The following is a 17,989-nucleotide window of genomic DNA, read 5'->3' on the forward strand; positions in this document are numbered from 1 at the left end:
GCTGTGACTCCTGGATTTGGGCGATATCTGCTGGCCGGCAAGTCTACCGCAATTCCACAAAAGTCATTGAGAGATGGATATCTTTATGCTCCTACGACCTGGAGCCCACGAGCCTATACTAGCTGTGAATTAGTGACGCGTCCCACGGAATCGGTGGCGCGGGGAGAAGACAGGATGACCATTAACGCTTTGATTATTGCCCTGGCACTGGCGATTGTGCTTTACATTGCGATAATGCGTGGCCCCCGCCCCCAGCGTGTGCGTGTCCGCGTAGATTCGCCCCGCGACCGGCGCTACCACCGCCTGAAATAACAGGACACACCGGTTGCCATCTTTCGCCACAATTGCGCAGCGATTTGCCACCACTGCGCCACGCCAGTGCCTCCTTGGAGCTTTTTAATAGCACTCAAACGGGCCACACACAGCCCCACCGAGTAAAAGAAAGCCTCCAAGGAGAGTAAGCAATGAAAAAAACATTAATGGTTGCAGCCCTGACTTCCCTGATCGCCTCTGGTACCCAGGCGAATGAACTCAACGAATCGAAACTGACCCCGGCCAAGCAGGCCACGGTCTTTACCACGGCAGCCGTTGCCGGTGCCGCTGTAGGGGGCCCTGTCGGGTTTATCGCCGGCGCAATCGGTGGAGCCTGGCTCGGCGAACAGGTCAAGCAAGCAGAAGAGGCTGATATGCTGGCAACACAACTGACAGAGAGCCGTGCAGAGCTCAGCAACCTGGCACAGCAACTGGATGCGGCTCGACTGTCCGCGAATGATGCCAGCCAAGTGGCACTGGATTCATTACAGTTCCAGATGCTATTCACCACCGGGGAAGACGAACTCCAGACCACCCAGCTTCAACAGCTGAATGCCATGGCAGACTTCCTGAAACACCATCCCCACCTGCAAATACAACTAGAGGGACACGCGGACCCACGGGGCAGCGATGGTTACAACAACGTGCTCTCTGACCAACGTGCCCTAAGTATTGAACAGGCACTGATCTCTCTGGGCATTGACGCCTCCCGCATCAGCCGTCGCGCTATGGGCTCCACCTACTCGGAGGCCCCCAAGGGCGATGTCGACGCTTACGCCATGGAGCGCCGTGTTGATATCCGCTTTTCCCTACCGGAATCCATGGCCGGACACTTCTAACAACTGCTAAACAGCCGCGATGGACTGCAAATCCTCGCGGCTGCGCAAGGTGACTTCAAATCGCTATTGCGCCTGTGGACTGATTAAAAGTATGGCCACAAACTCTCCTCCGTGAAAGAAACCCTGTTGTGCTTGCGGGCCATTTGCGCCCGCCTTTTTGCCAATAAGCTGCTATTTCGTGCATGATTCTCCGCCACAAAGGAAGCAGCCGGAATCAGCCATGAGTGCAACTATCGCTATTGTCGAAGACGAACGCGCCATCGCCGAAAATTACCGCGATGCATTGCGCCGCAGCGGTTATCGAGTCGATCTCTACAGCGCAAGAATTGAGGCCATGGAAGCTTTCCGGCAGCGACTGCCAGACCTGGCGGTAATCGACGTCGGGCTCGGCAGTGAAGTGGAAGGCGGTTTTGAACTGTGCAGGGAGCTGCGCGCTATGGCCCCCAGTCTGCCAATCCTGTTTCTCACCGCCAGAGATTCCGAACTGGATATTATTTCGGGACTACGCCTCGGCGCCGACGACTATCTCACTAAGGATATCTCCCTGCCCCATATGCAGGCGCGTATCAACGCGCTGCTACGCCGGGTCAGCGTACTGCGTGACCAGAGCGATGAAGGGGAGAGCCTTACCCAGGGCAAGCTGGAATTGGATATTTCCCGGTTGCATTGCCACTGGGACGGAAGGGTAGTTGATCTCACTGTCACTGAATTCTGGATTGTCCACGCTCTAGCCAAGCGCCCCGGGCATGTGAAGTCCCGCAGTCAGTTGATGGAGGCCGCTCGGGTAGTTCTGGATGACAACACCATCACCTCCCACGTAAAGAGAATCCGCAAAAAATTTCAGGCCCTGGATAATGAATTCAACGCTATAGGTACAGCCTATGGCATGGGCTATCGCTGGCAGCTCTGATTGCCTCGGCAACATAGCAGCCGGTCTACAGCTTTTCGGGGACCCGTAGATGAAACTTCGCCGACAACTCCTATTGGTGAGCCTTGTGGCGCTGGCTCTGCCCTGGGCCGGCTGTCAGTATCTCCGTCAGGTGGATGCGGCACTGGCCCAGGGCCAACTACAGGCCCTCGAGGCCACAGCTGCTGCAATTGCCGCGCGCCTGGCCAGCGCACCAGAGTTAATCGCTCCCGATCCCGCACGCCATGCTAGACCGCCTGGAAGCCAGCTCTACTTAAACCCCCTCTCCCACCCTCCAGTAGTAGATGGTTACGGAGACGATTGGCGTCCCTGGGAGCTTACTCCCCGAGAACTGCTCAATGAGCAGCACATGCCCCAGGCCCAGATCACACTCGGCCAGTATGCTGATCAGATCTACCTACTGCTAACAGTCAGTGATGAGACCCCAGCCTACCGGGACCCTCGCACAAACCTGCTCGCCGGAGGGGATACCGTTCAGCTGTTTACCAATGGGCGCCATTATCTGTTGCCGGTGGCGAGCCGGGGGCCTGTCGAGGCCTTTTGGCACAATCCACGCGAAGGCAGCTACCAACGCGAATTGCGCCTACGCGGGCGCTGGACCGCTTCACCGAAGGGGTATCAACTAGAGCTCAGCCTTCCCTACACACTCACACGTGGCAGCCTGTCCATTCAAATACTCGACCGCACCAGTAGCAACGGTTCCCCACCAGTTCACAGTACCAGCACCCTTCCCGCCGATGGCCTGCCGGGGCACTTAGTTGCTCCACTGCCCAAGCTGCAGGGGGAATTGGACCACTTTGCCCGCCCAGACCTGCGCTTGGCAGTCGTAGACAGCGAAGGATTCCTGCTCGCCAGTAACGGCCAACCACAGGTGGCCAATGAGGAGCAGAACACACCGCGGCCCTGGCTGCGCAGTTGGATTTATCGCAAACTGCTTGCCAGGGAAGAGCTACCAAAGCTACCCCAAAATGAACTGCCGCTAAGCAGTGGCATTGGACGTGATACAGCCGAGCAGTGGTTTGGCGGGCCACTACAGTCGCGTATAGGAGCAGTCAGTGTGCCCGTGATAACCCGGGCTGACGAAGTCGTAGAAAGGCCTCTGCTGGGACGGGTGCTTGTGTTGCAGTCCGCTGAGGCTATGCAGTCGATGACCGATAGCGCCGCACACAGGTTATGGTTGATTAGCTGTGCGGCAGCAGCAACCGCACTGCTGTTTTTGCTCGGCTACGCCAGCTGGCTATCTTGGCGCATTCGCAAGCTGCACCGCGCTGCGCGCAATGCGGTCGACAGCAGTGGCAAATTGCGTGGCAACTTTCCCCTCTCCTCTGCCAGAGACGAACTGGGCGCACTTAACCGTGCCTTTGCCAGTCTGCTGGGCGAGCTAGATCAGTATCACCAATACCTGCGAACCCTCGCCAGTAAATTGTCCCACGAGTTGCGCACGCCTCTCGCGGTGGTGCGCTCTTCACTCGATAACCTCTCCACCGGCAAACTGGATGAAGACAGCCGCCGCTATGCCGAACGCGCACTGGATGGCAGTGCCCGCCTATCCGGCATCCTCAACAGCCTCTCTGCGGCTAGCAACCTGGAAGCCAGCATTCATCAGGCAGAGCGCGAGCGCTTTGACTTGGCGGACCTGCTGGAAGTTATGGTGCAGTGCTATGGCGACGCCCACCCCCGCCACCAATTTTCTCTGAAAAAGCCTAATGGAGAGCTTCGCTGTGAGGGCGCGCCGGAGCTATTGGCACAGCTTTTAGATAAGCTGGTAGACAATGCCTGTAGTTTCGCCCCAAAGCACAGTGAGATTCAGCTTGCAGTCTACAGCGAAAAGGACGGATACCTAATTAGTGTGAGTAACGACGGTCCATTGCTACCCAATGGCTATGCACACAAGCTGTTCGATTCCCTGGTATCTGTGCGTAAGGAAGGTGACAACGCTGGGCATTTGGGCCTTGGATTGCATATCGCTAAATTGATTGCTGACTTTCACCGAGCCCGCTTGGAGGCTCGAAATCGCACAGATAATAGCGGTGTGGAGTTCAGCCTAAAACTGCCGACCCGCTAATCACGCACCAGCACCGGCAGACAAAGCGCAAGCTATCTGCCCAGATGGTTGACAAACAACCAGCTGTGGGGATAATGTCGCGTCCCGATCGGGCCCCAGGGCCTGTTAGTTACAGATTTATAGATTCCAGACAGGAGCAACCGGTGGCCAACTCACCTCAAGCGAAGAAACGCGCGCGCCAGAACGACAAGCGCCGCATGCATAACGCCAGTCTGCGCTCCATGGTGCGCACCTACATTAAGAAGGTAGTTGCGGCCATCGATGCAGGCGACGCTGAAAAAGCAAAAACTGCATACGCAGAAGCGGTTCCCGTTATCGACCGCATGGCAGACAAAGGCATTATTCACAAGAATAAAGCCGCTCGTCACAAGAGCCGCCTGAACGCTCAGGTTAAAGCTCTCGCCGCCTAATTCTTTAGGTAGCAGACACAAAAAACCCCGCAATGCGGGGTTTTTTTATGCCTGAAAGCCAGTACTTCTGCTAGAGCAAGATAAGGTTATCTCTGTGTATCAACTCATCGTCATCACGATAGCCGAGCAACTCAACAAAGTGCTCCGATGACTGCCCGAGAATCCTGGCACTCTCGCTGCTGTCATAATTTACAAGACCACGGGCGATCTCATGTCCCGCACCATCAAGACAGGAAACCAAGTCTCCCCGGTGAAAACGCCCCTGCACCGCGGTCACCCCCACCGATAGCAAACTCTTACCACCATCGCGCAATGCCCTCTCAGCACCACTATCGAGAGTGAGACTACCGCGCGCCTGTAGCTGCCCGGCAAGCCAGCGCTTCCTCGCCGCCAAGGGGTCCGCTTCCGGAAGCAGGAGAGTTCCCAAATCCTCACCCTTCCATACCCGCGTTACCACTCCCTCTCTGGCACCCCCGGCAATTACAGTGCAGGCACCGGAACGAGCCGCCAGTTGTGCCGCACGTACTTTGGTGGTCATACCTCCTCGTCCCAGACCACTGCGGGAGTCCCCCGCCATCCCCAGCAGCCTCGGATCCCGCGCCGAGGCCTCACCAACGAGCTCCGCATCGGGGTTATCGCGAGGATCTTCGGTAAAGAGCCCATCGGCATCAGTCAAAATCAACAGGGCATCCGCCTCGACAAGGTTAGCCACCAACGCCGCCAAGGTGTCGTTATCACCGAAACGTATTTCATCGGTTACGACGGTATCGTTTTCATTGACGATCGGCACAGCCCCCAAGGAGAGTAGTGTTCGCAATGTACTGCGCGCATTGAGGTAACGAGTGCGGTTGGAGAGATCATCATGATCCAACAAAATCTGCGCGCTGCGTATATCGAAGCGACCGAAAGCCTGCTCATAGACCTGCACCAAATGGCTCTGCCCTATCGCAGCTGCGGCCTGCAACTGATGGATCGACTCCGGTCTGCGGTTCCAGCCGAGACGATCCATACCCGCGGCTACTGCCCCAGAAGAAACCAACACCACTTCAACACCCTGCTGGCGCAATTCGGCGATCTGCGCCACCCAGGCGCAGATCGCCGAATTATTGACGCCTCGACCGTTATCAGTAAGTAGGGCACTGCCAATTTTTACCACCCAGCGCCGCCCCTTAGAAAGCCCTCTACGGGACACTGATACGGAGCCCATACTTCCTCCCTGGACACCGGCCCCTAGGGGCCTATCGAATTATCATCACATTGCCGGTAAAGAGCCGGAGCTGACAGAAATTCTGCGCGGCAGCACAGATTTGCCACCGGAAACAAACGATTCAGGAGCGATACTCAATATCGACATCGTGATCGTCATCATCCCAGTCTTCGTCATCATCGACATGCCCCTTGGCAGCCCTGCGCTTGGCGCGATGGCTATCCCGAAGCTCCTCGATACGCTCGCGGGCTTCGCGCTGCATCTGACGCTGCGCCTCCAGTTCGGCCTCAGCCAATTCCGGATCGCGATCCTCCTGCTCTTGGCGCTCCTCCAGGTAATCCATCAAGCGGCCGCTAAGTACATCCGTACCCTCACCGCGAATAGCCGCCACCCGGAACACCGGCCCTTTCCAGCCCAGCGCATCCACAACTGACTGACAGCGCTCTTCCAGTTCAGCAGCAGGCACCAGGTCAGTCTTATTCAGTACCAGCCAGCGCTCGCGACCCGCAAGAGTATCGCTAAAGCTAGCTAGTTCACGCTCGATAGCGCGGGCGTTCTCCACTGGGTCCGAACCATCAAATGGCGCCAGGTCTACCAAATGCAGGAGCACCCGGCAGCGAGTCAAATGCTTGAGGAAACGAATACCCAGGCCTGCTCCTTGAGCCGCCCCCTCAATCAAACCCGGAATATCGGCAATCACAAAACTGCGATGCCGCTGTACCTGTACCACGCCTAGGTTTGGCACCAAGGTCGTGAAGGGATAGTTAGCCACCTTAGGCTTGGCCGCCGATACCGCCCGAATAAACGTGGATTTGCCGGCGTTGGGCAACCCCAACATTCCCACATCCGCAAGCACCTTCAACTCCAACTTCAGGCTGCGAAGCTCACCCTCGCTACCATTGGTGGTCTGGCGAGGGGCTCGGTTAGTACTCGATTTAAAGCGCGTATTACCCAAACCGTGAAAGCCCCCCTGGGCGACCAGCAGGCGCTCACCGGCCCGGGTCATATCACCAACAGCTTCACCGGTATCCACATCGATTACTGTGGTACCCACAGGCACTTTAAGAACAAGGTCTTCCCCTTTGGCCCCAGTACAGTTACGCCCACGGCCAGGCTGGCCGCTCTCAGCGGCGTAACGGGGCTGGTAGCGGTAATCTACCAGAGTGTTGAGGGAATCATCGGCCTCCAGGTAGACGGAACCGCCATCACCGCCGTCACCGCCGTCCGGTCCCCCCTTCTCTACAAACTTTTCCCTGCGGAAACTCAGGCAGCCATTGCCGCCTTTACCCGCCTGCACAAATATGGGCGCCTCATCGACAAACTTCATAATCACTCCACCGCCACAGCGGTTGTCTCATCCGGTGCGCACATACACACACCTACCATCATATTCATCATACCAGCCGACAAGCCGCCACTCGCAGGCATCTGCCGCCCCAACTTCCCACCACCCCTCTATTAGGGCTGCCCCAACAAAAAAGCCCCGCAATAGCGGGGCTTTTTATGAAGCTAGGGCTTGCGACCGCTTAAGCAGTTTCGATAGAAACGAACTTGCGGTTGTTGGGGCCTTTAACTTCAAACTTCACAACGCCGTCCGCAGTGGCGAACAGGGTGTGATCTTTGCCCATACCAACGTTAACACCAGCGTGGAACTTGGTACCACGTTGACGAACGATGATGTTGCCTGCCGCTACAGCTTGGCCGCCAAAGCGCTTCACGCCCAGGCGTTTACTCTCGGAATCGCGACCATTTCGCGTACTACCGCCAGCTTTCTTATGTGCCATGAGTCGTTACTCCTCTCTTATGCCTTGATGCCAGTGATTTTAACTTCGGTGTACCACTGACGGTGGCCCTGGCGCTTCATGGAGTGCTTACGACGACGGAATTTGATGATCTTCACTTTCTCGCCGCGGCCGTGGCTTACCACTTCAGCAGATACTTTAGCGCCGTCTACAACGGGAGCGCCGATGTTGATTTTGTCGCCATCAACGACCATCAGCACTTTGTCGAAATCGATGGTTTCGCCAGTAGCTACTTCCAGCTTTTCCAGGCGAAGTACTTCGCCTTCTTCTACACGGTGTTGCTTGCCACCGCTCTCAATAACAGCGTACATATTTCTATGCTCCGGTATGGACGACACGAAGCAGCGGGAGGACTATCGAGTCACTGCTCCGCATTTCGGGAGCTTGCGCCGTGTTGTTTAACATCTATTTCGCCGGCGGCACCAGCAACAGTAAAGCCGCGGAGCCCGCAATCGACGGGGCGCAGATTCTAATCAATTCGCCGGGTTGATACAATAGCGGCCCTCTGCCGCCCGAGCCTTCGGGGGCGCCTGTCTAGTCGTATTAAGGAACTCTCAAATGCTGCCTTTTCACCGGGTCGCCGCCGAAGACTTTGCCGCGGTCAACCAGCGTATTCTCGACCAACTGCACTCGGATGTCCCCCTGGTGGAAAATATAGGCCACTACTTGGTTGAGGCCGGCGGCAAACGCCTGCGACCTCTGCTGGTGCTGCTATGTGCCAGGGCCTGTAACTATCATGATGAGGGCCATATTGATTTGGCCACCATTATCGAATTTATCCACACCGCCACCCTGCTACACGATGATGTGGTGGACACCTCCGATATGCGCCGCGGCCGCCTTACCGCCAATGCCAAATGGGGCAATGCACCCAGCGTCCTGGTGGGAGACTTTCTATACTCCCGCGCCTTCCAGATGATGATTGCCCTACAGGACATGCGCATCATGGCAATCCTCTCTGACACCACCAATACCATTGCCGAAGGTGAAGTACAGCAGCTGGTAAACGCCGGCGACCCAGAGGTCGGCGAAGAAAACTACTTCAGTGTAATTTACAAGAAAACCGGGGCGTTGTTCGAAGCGGCCTGTGAGACCGCCGCCGTTTTGGCCGACTGTTCTGCCGAGGAACAAAATGCCCTGAAACTGTATGGACGCCATTTAGGCCTCGCATTCCAGCTTGTGGATGACGCCCTGGATTATCGAGGCAACCCGGAAGAACTAGGCAAAAATGTCGGCGACGATCTTGCGGAGGGCAAGCCCACACTGCCCCTGATCTACACCATGGCCAATGGCAGCCAAAACCAGGCGGCTCTGGTAAAGGAGGCAATTGAACAGCGCAGTGCAGCAAAGCTGGTAGAAATTGTCGAGGCTATTGAGGCCTGCGGAGCACTGGATTACACCATGGAGCGGGCCCGCGCTGCCGTGGAGGATGCCAAAGCTCAGCTGGATTTCCTACCCGAGAGTGATCAAAAAACCGCACTACAACAACTAGCCAGCTTTGCCGTGGAGAGAAATGTCTAGCAAGCTCGGAGTATCGTCCTAGCCCTAGATACGAGAAGGCCAGATGTCGTAAACCAGCACCCATAAAAAAAGCCCCATAAAATGGGGCTTTTTTTATTTCAAGGCGGCAGCTCATGAAGCCTATTCAGAGCTGATCAGGAAATCATGAACGAATCAGCTTTAGTAGCTCTTCGGTCTTCTCACGCATCAAAGCCTTATCCCCGCGGGACTCAACATTGAGGCGAATCACGGGTTCAGTATTGGACATGCGTAAATTAAAGCGCCACTCGGCATAAGCCACACTCAGACCATCCACATGCTCGACACTGAGTGCATCTGCACCATACTTTTCCTCTGCAGCTTTAATAACCGCTGCCGCATCCTGCACCTTGGAATTGATCTCACCCGAGCAGGGGAAAGCTGCCATGCGCTCTCCGACCAACTGGGACAGAGTCTTACCACTTCGGCTGACCAGCTCTGCCACCAACAACCAGGGGATCATGCCACTATCGCAGTAAGCGAAGTCACGGAAATAATGGTGTGCACTCATCTCACCACCATAAATGGCATCTTCTTTGCGCATGCGCTCCTTAATAAAGGCATGACCAGTTTTGCTCTGGACTGGCTCACCCCCAGCAGCACGCACAATATCTTCCGTATTCCACAGCAGGCGCGGATCGTGAACCACTTTGGCGCCTTTGTGCTTGACCAGGAAGGCCTCGGCAAGCAGGCCGACCACATAGTAGCCCTCGATAAAATCACCGTTTTCATCGAAGAAGAAACAGCGGTCAAAATCTCCATCCCAGGCAATACCAAAGTCGGCGCCACTCTCACGCACCGCCTCTGCAGTTGAAGCACGGTTTTCCGGTAGGATTGGGTTGGGGATACCGTTGGGGAAATTCCCATCTGGCTGATGGTGAACCCGCACAAACTCAAAAGGCAAATGAGGGGCTAGCGCATCGACAACTGCACCTGCACCACCATTGCCCGCATTCACTACCAGCTTCAAAGGCTTCAGCGCTTTACTATCAACATAACCCAATAAGTGCTCAACAAAAGCCGGCCTGTGCTCAAAACTCTGCAGTCCACCGCGCTCTGCAACAGGAGCAAAGCTGTTTTCCTCTGCCAGGCGCTTGATTTCCAATAACCCGGTATCCCCACTAATCGGCCTACTACCCGCACGAACAAACTTCATGCCATTGTAATTCATGGGGTTATGGCTGGCGGTAACACAGATACCGCCATCAAAATCACCATGGAAAGTAGCGAAATACACTTCTTCGGTGCCGCATTCACCAATGTGGAAGACATCGGTACCAGCGTCGCGCAAACCATTCACCAGGGCATCCGTCAGCTCACCACTGGTAAGACGAATATCGTGCCCGACGACAACACGTTTCGCCCCCAGAAATTGGGCAAATGCCCACCCCACCCGATAAGCCACTTCGGTATTCAGCTCATCAGGCACGCGGCCACGCAAATCATAGGCTTTAAAGCAGGTCAGCTCTGACACTTATTTTTTCTCCTCGGCAGCCTGTTCCGGCAGATACACATTTTCAAAGACGTGGTTAGTGGCCTCAATAAACCCTTCCACAGAGCCACAGTCAAAGCGCCGCCCTTTAAAAGCGTAAGCAAGAACACAACCCTGGCGCGCCTGGGTCAGCAACGCATCGGTAATTTGCACTTCCCCATTTTTGCCCGGCGGGGTATCGCGGATAAGATCAAAAATATCTGGAGTGAGAATATAGCGGCCTATGATTGCCTTGTTGCTTGGCGCATCTTCAGCGGCCGGCTTTTCCACCATATCCGTTACCTGGTATAGGCCCGGCTTGATTTCATTGCCGGCAATCACACCGAATTTATGAATCTGCTCCATAGGCACTTCTTCGACGGCCACTATGCTGCAGCGAAACTGCTTGTAAAGCTGTACCATCTGCGAAAGTACACCAAGGTCATTATTCAGACATAGGTCATCCGCCAAAACTACCCCAAATGGCTCATCCCCTACTAAGCGGCGTCCCTGTAATATCGCATCGCCCAAACCACGCATTTCACCTTGGCGGGTATAAGAAAAGCTGGCACTGTCAATCACCTTCCGAACAGAGTCCAAATAGCGCTCTTTACCTGTCCCGGCAATTTGGTGCTCCAGCTCGTAATTGGTATCGAAGTGGTCCTCAATAGCGCGCTTACCGCGCCCAGTAACGAAACCTATCTCTGTAAGGCCGGCTTCGATGGCCTCTTCTACCCCATACTGCACCAACGGCTTGTTCACCAGTGGCAACATTTCCTTCGGCATCGCCTTGGTGGCTGGCAGGAAACGGGTGCCGTAACCGGCAACCGGGAATAAACATTTTTTGAGCATTATGCTCCCCCATGAACTTAAAACGAGCGCTCCCCCGCTCCCGGCGGGAACCTAACATAGCTAAAAAGAGAGTTCACTTACAAAGGATGGCGTCAAATTCCCTCAATGTGTCAGCGCTCTACACAAATGATCATATAAGATGTTGTGAAGGTAATTACTACGACAGTCACAAAAATAATTTTGACTGACTGGACAAGCGACACACAGCGCTTAGAATGCCCGCTCTTACAAAAACGCTCAACATGAGTTGCGTAACCACCCAAAGCCGGGGAGAAGATGAGTAATTTTGTTCAAAAAAGTAGCTACAACAGAGAGGAGCTACTGACCTGCTCCAGCGGAGAGATGTTTGGTCCAGGCAATGCACAATTGCCCGCCCCCAACATGCTGATGCTTGACCGTATCACCCATATATCAAAAGAGGGGGGAGCATATGATAAGGGTGAAGTCATCGCCGAGCTGGATATACACCCCGACCTCTGGTTTTTTGATTGCCACTTTCCCGGTGACCCGGTAATGCCCGGGTGCTTGGGGCTCGATGCCATGTGGCAGCTCCTAGGCTACTTTTTGGCCTGGAAGGGTAATCCCGGGCATGGCCGTGCCCTCGGCTGTGGAGAAGTAAAGTTTACGGGTCAAATTTTACCTACCAGCAAGAAGGTAACCTACCACATTCAATTGAGTCGGCTTGTTGAACGAAAGCTGGTTATGGGTATTGGCGATGGTACTGTGTCAGTGGATGGGCGTGAAATCTACACTGCAAAAGACCTTCGCGTTGGTTTATTTACTCGTACTGATAACTTTTAACTTTAATAAAGCTCAGGCGGGCAAAACTTTAAAGGCCTTTACTACCAAGTACTGTTGGAGATCACTATGCGTCGGGTAGTCATTACCGGGATGGGCATCACATCCTGTATCGGTACCAATACAAAAGAAGTTACCGATTCACTAAGAGCAGGCCGCAGCGGTATCCGCTTCCAGGAGGAGTACAAAGAGCTAGGCCTGCGCAGCCAGGTTGCAGGCCCTGTGGATATCGATTTCAAAGAACATATAGACCGCAAGCAACTGCGCTTTATGGGAGATGCAGCAGCCTATGCTTACATCGCCATGCGAGAGGCAATCGAAATGTCCGGCTTGGAGGAGAAAGACATCTCCAACCCTCGAACCGGCATTGTGATGGGTTCTGGCGGCACCTCCACCCAGAATATTATTGATGCCGCACACACGCTCAAGGAAAAGGGGGTTCGCCGTGTCGGCGCCTACCGAGTTCCCCAGGTGATGAACAGCACCGTTTCAGCCTGCTTATCCACACCCTATAAAATCAAAGGTGTGAACTACAGCATCTCCTCCGCCTGTGCCACAAGTGCCCACTGCATCGGCAACGGTGCCGAGCTGATTCAGATGGGCAAACAGGATATTGTCTTCGCCGGTGGCGGTGAGGAACTGGCCTGGAGTCTCACGCACCTGTTCGACGCCATGGGCGCTCTATCGAGCAAGTTTAACGACGACCCTACTAAGGCCTCACGCCCCTACGATGCCGATCGGGATGGTTTTGTTATCGCCGGTGGTGGTGGCTGTCTGATTCTGGAAGAAATGGACCATGCACTCGCCCGCGGCGCAACCATTTACGCCGAACTCACTGGCTACGGCGCAACTTCTGATGGATACGATATGGTGGCCCCGAGTGGAGAAGGCGCAGTGCGCTGCATGCAGCAAGCCCTGGCAAGTATGGATGGCAAAGGGCTTCAAGGCGGTGTGGACTACATCAACACCCACGGCACCTCAACCCCGGTCGGCGATATCGCTGAGCTAAAAGCCATGAGCGAAGTCTTTGCCGACAAAGTGCCCGCATTTGCCTCCACCAAGTCTCTAACCGGACACTCCCTCGGCGCTGCCGGCGTGCAGGAGGCCATCTACAGTCTGCTAATGATGCAAAATAACTTTATTGCCGCTTCCGCCAATGTGGAGCACCGGGACCCAGAAGCGGAAGGGATGGATCTAGTCACTGAATTGCGCGAGTGCGAGATTAAGCGTGCCATGTCCAACAGCTTTGGTTTCGGTGGTACCAACGCGTGCCTGATTTTCGATAAAGTTTAAAGCCGTTATCTTGATCCAAATAAAAAGGGCGCCACATTGGCGCCCTTTTTACAATCACTCTAAAGCTATTCCTGCGTCTCCGCATCCAGACGCTCCAACCACAGCTCCACCTGCCTAGTGAGGCCTTGGCGCCAGCTATGCTGCTGTATGCCAAAGACATCGCGCAACTTACCACAGGCCAACACCACCCCCCGGTTCTGGTCCGGCCCGGTTTCCAGTGCGCTGAATTGTGCGAACCTGCCCTCGTCGTAGAGTGACTGGGCTCGCTCCACAACCTCAAGGGCAAACTCCACCGCAGTACAGTCATCCGAGCTACCGTAGTGATAGATCCCTCTAGCCTCAGCGCCACTGGCTAGTTGCTGCGCCACTGCAACTGCAACACGAGCCAGATCCAGGGCCGTGACCGGGTTACCGCTATTGCAGCCATCCAGTGTGACCGGCTCACCCGTCACAAAACCCCGTAACACCCGCCCCAGCAGAGCATCCGGATTGCTATCCACCATCCAGCCAAAACGCAGAATTGTCAGATTCTCAAATTCTGATAAGGCTTCCTCACAAGCCAGCCATTGCCGCCCACTGTGAGATTGAGGTGCCGCCACCTCATCCTCGTCATATTTCCTCAGTTCACCACCGGCAAAGACCGCATAGGAAGAGAGGTGAATAACATGCTGACAGGAGCACTGTGCCAATGACTCAGCAACCTCTAGGGCTTCCGGCATACCCTGGTCATCCGCGCATGCCGACGCATTAATGACAATTGACGCGGGGCGCAACTTATCGAGTTCTGCGGGTGCGAGCAGCTGTATACGGAAACCAGCACGCTGCAGGCGTTTCTGCAGCGCGCTATCGATATCGTTTCCGGCGCGAATCAGCGCAACCCGATCCGGCTTATATCCGGTATGTAGATCAGACACAGGACAGGCCTGTTTTAGAAGGGGATATCGTCGTCAAAGCTATTATCAAAACCACCGGCAGGGCCCTGGCTTTGCTGCTGCGCAGGTTGCTGTTGGTTACTGGGAGCCGGGCGCCCCTGATTACCCTGCTGATAGCCACCTTGCTGGAAACCGCCCTGCTGTTCGTAACCGCCTTGCTGACCGCCCATCTGGCTCCCCATAGCTGCACCTGCCGCACCCATTGCGGCACCGCCCATACCCTGACCGAAACCGCCCTGCTCTCCGCGACCATCCAGCATTTGCATTTCGCTGGCAACAATCTCCGTAGTGTAGCGATCCTGACCAGTATTCTTATCCTGCCATTTACGCGTGCGCAGCGAACCTTCTACATAGACCTTTGCACCTTTACGTAAATACTCACCGGCAATCTCTGCCAAGCGGTTGAAAAATACTACGCGGTGCCATTCAGTGCGCTCCTGCTGCTGGCCAGTCTGCTTATCCTTCCAGCTCTCGCTGGTGGCTAAGCTGATGTTGGTAACCGCACCACCGCTCGGCATATATTTGGTTTCTGGGTCATTACCCAGATTGCCAATTAAGATTACTTTGTTGATACCCCTGGCCATGGCCCTCTCCTCTCTTCGACCCGGGTCCCACCCGGAGCACTAATCATTCAATATTAAATTTCAGGTACGGTTTCACTCGTACTCTGAGTATGTAAGCACGCAGCCACTTACAGCTGCAGACAGTGTATTTTTATACAGCAGCATACAACAGACACCCACTGTTAGTAAGCGCTACCCTCACGGATATCGGAGAGCCGCTCGCGCAGAGCCCACCAAAGCAGTATCCAAATTGCCACTACAGCAAAACCGAGCCCCGCTACAGCACTGGTGCCACCGAGTCCATACAGATATCCGCCCAGACTGCCGCCGACAAAGGTGCCAAAAAACTGTAGCGTCGCATACAGACCCGAAGCTGCCCCACGGGCATCCTCCGGGGCTTTGCGAGTCAACTGGGCCGGCAGCAGGGCTTCCAACAGATTGAAGCCCACAAAGAAAATACTCAGCAGCAGTACAACTGTTATTGTTCCATTCACCGGCAGTAACGCCGCGCTGCCAGCAACCAGAGCAAGCGCCGCCAGGTTCAACGCAAGCGGCACTTTGCCAGTACGCTCGGCCATTCGCATTAAGGGCAGCATAATGATAAAGGTGCCCAGCATTAGTGGACCATAAAGTTTCCAGTGCTCATCCGCCGGCCAATCCAGGCGATCGACTAGCACCAGTGGCAATGCCACAAACAGCGCCGTCAGTAGTAAGTGAGAAAAGAAGGCCCCGCTGACCAGGCGCCAGGTCAGGCCACTACCCAATACTTTGCGGAAACCGCCCTTAAATACCGCAGGGCGCTTTGCTACTTGAGGTGTTGGCACCACCCGCCATACCAGCAACATGCCGAGTACGGCCAGTACTGCTGTCAGCCAGAAAATGGCCGGCAGTCCGCCAACACCCGCGAGTGCCGGGCCCAGTATTACCGCCAACATAAAGGCCACACCGATCGAGGCCCCGATCACGGCCATGGCAATGCCGCGCTTCTCATCCCGGGTCAAATCAGCCACCAGCGCCATCACTGCGGCAGCGATCGCTCCACACCCCTGTAACACCCGGCCGACAATCAGCCCATATACGGAATCTGTCTGAGCAGCGACGATACTGCCTAGGGCGAATAGCGCCAGGCCGGTATAAATTACGGGTTTTCGGCCCCAGCGATCAGACAGAAGTCCCAGCGGAATCTGCAATAAGGCCTGACTCAAACCGTAGGCACCCATGGCCAACCCCAGCAGCATCGGAGTGCTATCACGATAGCCTTCACCGTACACCGTGAGCACCGGCAGCACCATAAACAGGCCGAGCATGCGAAACACATAAAGGGAAGCCAGCCCACCCAGGGCTCGGCGCTCAATAGAATTCATGCAGCTCCCGGAACAGCGTCAAAGTGGGCGCGCATTGTACAGCGAGTGAGCGCCAGGCTGTAGTGGGAGCAGTACAACTTTCGCGGAGATCTAGCCTCGACCATAGTCGTCATCGAAACGGACTATATCGTCCTCGCCCAGGTAGCTGCCGGACTGCACCTCGATCAGCTCCAGAGGGATGGTGCCGGGATTTTCCAACCGGTGCGTAACCCCCAGAGGGATATAGGTGGATTGATTCTCGGTAACCAGCAGCTCTTCATCACCGCGGGTCACCCTTGCGGTGCCACGCACCACAATCCAGTGCTCCGCGCGGTGGTGGTGCATCTGCAGTGAAAGCTGTTGTCCAGGCTTAACCACGATGCGTTTTACCTGAAAACGCGGACCCGCATCGATAGAGTCGTAGTAGCCCCAAGGTCTATACACCTTGCGGTGTCGCTGGGCCTCGCTGCGGCCGGAGCGCTTGAGGCTCCCCACCAGTTTTTTCACCTCCTGAACCCGCTGTTTGTCAGCAATCAGCAGGGCGTCGTCGGTATCCACCACCACCAGGTCCTCTACACCGAGTAAACTGACCAAGCGACTCTCCGCACGCACCAGGCAACCACTGCTGTCTTCCTGCAACACATCTCCTTGCAGCAGGTTGTCGTCGTCATCCCGCTCGGCCAGCTCCCACAAACCCAGCCAGGAGCCCACATCGCTCCAGCCAGCATCCATAGGCACTACAGCCGCCGACTCCGTGGGCTCCATAACCGCATAATCCACAGATTCATCGGCACAAGCGGCGAAGGCCTCTCTATCCACCCGGGTAAAGTCGAGATCTCGAGCGGCCTGCTCGTAGGCTGTGCGACAGGCACCGAGAATATCCTCTCGATGCTGGCCCAGTTCCTCCAGATAACGGGAAGCGCGGAATAGGAACATACCGCTATTCCAGGAATAACCGCCATCGGCCAGATAGGACTCAGCTGTCTCGGAATCAGGCTTTTCAACAAATTCTGCGACTGCCCAGGCACCAGCAGAAAGCCCTTCTCCGCGGCGGATATAACCGTAACCGGTCTCAGCTCTTGTCGGAACAATTCCAAAAGTCACCAAATGTCCCTGCTCAGCTAAGGCCCGGGCAGGCTTGAGTGCCTCCTGAAAGGCCGCCACATCGGCCACCGCGTGGTCCGCCGGCAGTATCAGTAGCAGGGGGTCTTCACCAGATTCAAGCGCTGCTAGGGCCGCCAGAGCGATAGCGGGTGCCGTATTGCGCGCACAGGGCTCCAGCAAAATAGATTGGGCACCGTGACCAATCTCGCGCAACTGCTCCGCTGCAGCAAAGCGATGCTCCTCATTGCACACTAAAATCGGAGCCTGTAGCTGTGCCACGCCTTCCAACCGCCTCGCGGTGGCCTGCAACATGGTTTCTTCACCTGTTAGCGGCAAAAATTGCTTTGGGTAGGTTTCCCGGGACAGTGGCCACAGGCGCGAGCCAGTGCCGCCACAAAGAATTACAGGGATCATCAGCGCTTTCTGTTCATCGGTTGGTTTTTTGCGGTAGACGATTTTGGCACATTGGGTCGCGAGTTTATACTCGGCTGTTTTCCCGGCACCGCAGTTGTGATCGCCCCGTGCGGAGCA

The 17,989-nt window shown here is 55.5% G+C and carries 18 protein-coding genes; 8 read left to right on the forward strand and 10 right to left on the reverse strand.

Features of this window, described 5'->3' with window-relative positions; translation table 11 throughout:
* Positions 1 to 3 precede the first annotated feature (3 nt).
* From ACJJIT_RS16870 to rpsT, 5 genes are all read left to right on the forward strand, one after another.
* Entirely contained in the window at positions 4 to 312 is a 309-nt protein-coding gene (locus tag ACJJIT_RS16870; RefSeq protein WP_444887970.1) for a hypothetical protein, read from the forward strand.
* Positions 313 to 464: 152 nt separating this feature from the next.
* Positions 465 to 1,151, forward strand: a complete 687-nt coding sequence (locus ACJJIT_RS16875; RefSeq protein WP_444899126.1) for an OmpA family protein — start codon at positions 465 to 467, stop codon at positions 1,149 to 1,151.
* 220 nt (positions 1,152 to 1,371) lie between these two features.
* On the forward strand, positions 1,372 to 2,061 hold the full coding sequence (gene pdsR, locus ACJJIT_RS16880; RefSeq protein WP_252084443.1) for a proteobacterial dedicated sortase system response regulator: 690 nt from the start codon (positions 1,372 to 1,374) through the stop codon (positions 2,059 to 2,061).
* Between the two features lie 49 nt (positions 2,062 to 2,110).
* Complete coding sequence (locus tag ACJJIT_RS16885) at positions 2,111 to 4,144, forward strand: ATP-binding protein (protein ID WP_444887969.1); 2,034 nt, start codon at positions 2,111 to 2,113, stop codon at positions 4,142 to 4,144.
* A gap of 143 nt (positions 4,145 to 4,287) precedes the next feature.
* Positions 4,288 to 4,554 carry a 30S ribosomal protein S20 gene (gene rpsT, locus ACJJIT_RS16890; RefSeq protein WP_020411431.1) on the forward strand — a complete coding sequence of 89 codons (267 nt, stop codon included), beginning with the start codon at positions 4,288 to 4,290 and terminating at the stop codon, positions 4,552 to 4,554.
* Positions 4,555 to 4,624: 70 nt separating this feature from the next.
* On the opposite strand, the gene proB is transcribed toward rpsT, so the two are convergent.
* The 4 genes from proB to rplU form a co-directional block, all read right to left on the reverse strand.
* Entirely contained in the window at positions 4,625 to 5,761 is a 1,137-nt protein-coding gene (proB, locus tag ACJJIT_RS16895; RefSeq protein ID WP_444887968.1) for a glutamate 5-kinase, read from the reverse strand.
* Between the two features lie 121 nt (positions 5,762 to 5,882).
* Positions 5,883 to 7,088 carry an Obg family GTPase CgtA gene (gene cgtA / locus ACJJIT_RS16900; RefSeq protein WP_444899127.1) on the reverse strand — a complete coding sequence of 402 codons (1,206 nt, stop codon included), beginning with the start codon at positions 7,086 to 7,088 and terminating at the stop codon, positions 5,883 to 5,885.
* A gap of 199 nt (positions 7,089 to 7,287) precedes the next feature.
* Positions 7,288 to 7,545 carry a 50S ribosomal protein L27 gene (gene rpmA / locus ACJJIT_RS16905; RefSeq protein ID WP_067086922.1) on the reverse strand — a complete coding sequence of 86 codons (258 nt, stop codon included), beginning with the start codon at positions 7,543 to 7,545 and terminating at the stop codon, positions 7,288 to 7,290.
* A 17-nt stretch (positions 7,546 to 7,562) separates the two neighbouring features.
* Positions 7,563 to 7,874 carry a 50S ribosomal protein L21 gene (gene rplU, locus ACJJIT_RS16910; RefSeq protein WP_252084438.1) on the reverse strand — a complete coding sequence of 104 codons (312 nt, stop codon included), beginning with the start codon at positions 7,872 to 7,874 and terminating at the stop codon, positions 7,563 to 7,565.
* A gap of 247 nt (positions 7,875 to 8,121) precedes the next feature.
* On the opposite strand from rplU, the gene ispB reads away from it, so the two are divergent.
* A complete protein-coding gene (gene ispB / locus ACJJIT_RS16915) occupies positions 8,122 to 9,084 on the forward strand; it encodes an octaprenyl diphosphate synthase (protein ID WP_444899128.1) in 963 nt (320 codons plus the stop codon).
* A 142-nt stretch (positions 9,085 to 9,226) separates the two neighbouring features.
* Here ispB and ACJJIT_RS16920 read toward each other — a convergent pair whose 3' ends face one another.
* Positions 9,227 to 10,576, reverse strand: coding sequence for a phosphomannomutase (locus ACJJIT_RS16920; protein WP_444899129.1), 1,350 nt, complete (start codon positions 10,574 to 10,576; stop codon positions 9,227 to 9,229).
* Complete coding sequence (gene galU / locus ACJJIT_RS16925; protein WP_444883699.1) at positions 10,577 to 11,425, reverse strand: UTP--glucose-1-phosphate uridylyltransferase GalU; 849 nt, start codon at positions 11,423 to 11,425, stop codon at positions 10,577 to 10,579. It lies immediately after the preceding gene.
* Between the two features lie 276 nt (positions 11,426 to 11,701).
* On the opposite strand from galU, the gene fabA reads away from it, so the two are divergent.
* Together fabA and fabB are read left to right on the forward strand one after the other, a co-directional pair.
* Positions 11,702 to 12,226 carry a 3-hydroxyacyl-[acyl-carrier-protein] dehydratase FabA gene (gene fabA, locus ACJJIT_RS16930; RefSeq protein WP_252084434.1) on the forward strand — a complete coding sequence of 175 codons (525 nt, stop codon included), beginning with the start codon at positions 11,702 to 11,704 and terminating at the stop codon, positions 12,224 to 12,226.
* 66 nt (positions 12,227 to 12,292) lie between these two features.
* Positions 12,293 to 13,516: a beta-ketoacyl-ACP synthase I gene (fabB, locus tag ACJJIT_RS16935; protein ID WP_444899130.1), complete on the forward strand. Its 1,224-nt coding sequence runs from the start codon at positions 12,293 to 12,295 to the stop codon at positions 13,514 to 13,516.
* 65 nt (positions 13,517 to 13,581) lie between these two features.
* Here fabB and ACJJIT_RS16940 read toward each other — a convergent pair whose 3' ends face one another.
* From ACJJIT_RS16940 to ACJJIT_RS16955, 4 genes are all read right to left on the reverse strand, one after another.
* Complete coding sequence (locus tag ACJJIT_RS16940) at positions 13,582 to 14,430, reverse strand: sugar nucleotide-binding protein (protein ID WP_444899131.1); 849 nt, start codon at positions 14,428 to 14,430, stop codon at positions 13,582 to 13,584.
* 14 nt (positions 14,431 to 14,444) lie between these two features.
* Positions 14,445 to 15,032, reverse strand: coding sequence for a single-stranded DNA-binding protein (gene ssb / locus ACJJIT_RS16945; RefSeq protein WP_252084431.1), 588 nt, complete (start codon positions 15,030 to 15,032; stop codon positions 14,445 to 14,447).
* A gap of 161 nt (positions 15,033 to 15,193) precedes the next feature.
* Positions 15,194 to 16,375, reverse strand: coding sequence for an MFS transporter (locus ACJJIT_RS16950; protein WP_444899132.1), 1,182 nt, complete (start codon positions 16,373 to 16,375; stop codon positions 15,194 to 15,196).
* 90 nt (positions 16,376 to 16,465) lie between these two features.
* On the reverse strand, positions 16,466 to 17,872 hold the full coding sequence (locus ACJJIT_RS16955) for a mannose-1-phosphate guanylyltransferase/mannose-6-phosphate isomerase (RefSeq protein ID WP_444899133.1): 1,407 nt from the start codon (positions 17,870 to 17,872) through the stop codon (positions 16,466 to 16,468).
* Positions 17,873 to 17,989 lie beyond the last annotated feature (117 nt).

The sequence above is a fragment of the Microbulbifer mixtoriginis (SeqCode) genome, assembly GCF_052467515.1.